Source organism: Anoxybacillus sp. MB8 (assembly GCF_011006755.1).
Taxonomy (GTDB): Bacteria; Bacillota; Bacilli; order Bacillales; family Anoxybacillaceae; genus Anoxybacillus; species Anoxybacillus gonensis.
Window position 1 is genome coordinate 1 of the sequence record NZ_RXXX01000146.1, and the last position, 369, is coordinate 369.

A 369-nucleotide genomic window follows, 5' to 3' on the forward strand; every position below is an offset into this window, starting at 1 on the left:
CGAAGCATATCGGTGTTTGTCCCGTCCTTCATCGGCTCCTAGTGCCAAGGCATCCACCGTGCGCCCTTTCTAACTTAACTAAACACACTTTATCGCCTTGTACTGTCTCGCTCTAAGCGAAACAGTTTGTCGCTTTTCATACTTGCCTGTTATCTAGTTTTCAAGGAACAATCATCTAAAATAACGAGGGATATTCCCTCAAAACTAAACGAAGCGAAAAAGCGTTTTTTATCACACGATGTCTAGCGGGGCTATACAATCGCCTCCGCTTTTCGTATTATCCTTAGAAAGGAGGTGATCCAGCCGCACCTTCCGATACGGCTACCTTGTTACGACTTCACCCCAATCATTTGCCCCACCTTCGGCGGC

At 46.9% G+C, this 369-nt stretch carries 2 rRNA genes; both read right to left on the reverse strand.

Annotation, left to right across the window (positions count from 1 at the left end):
* A 23S ribosomal RNA gene (locus tag EKC99_RS15605) occupies window positions 1-80 on the reverse strand; the annotation flags it as partial.
* A gap of 207 nt (window positions 81-287) precedes the next feature.
* Window positions 288-369, reverse strand: a 16S ribosomal RNA gene (locus EKC99_RS15610); the annotation flags it as partial.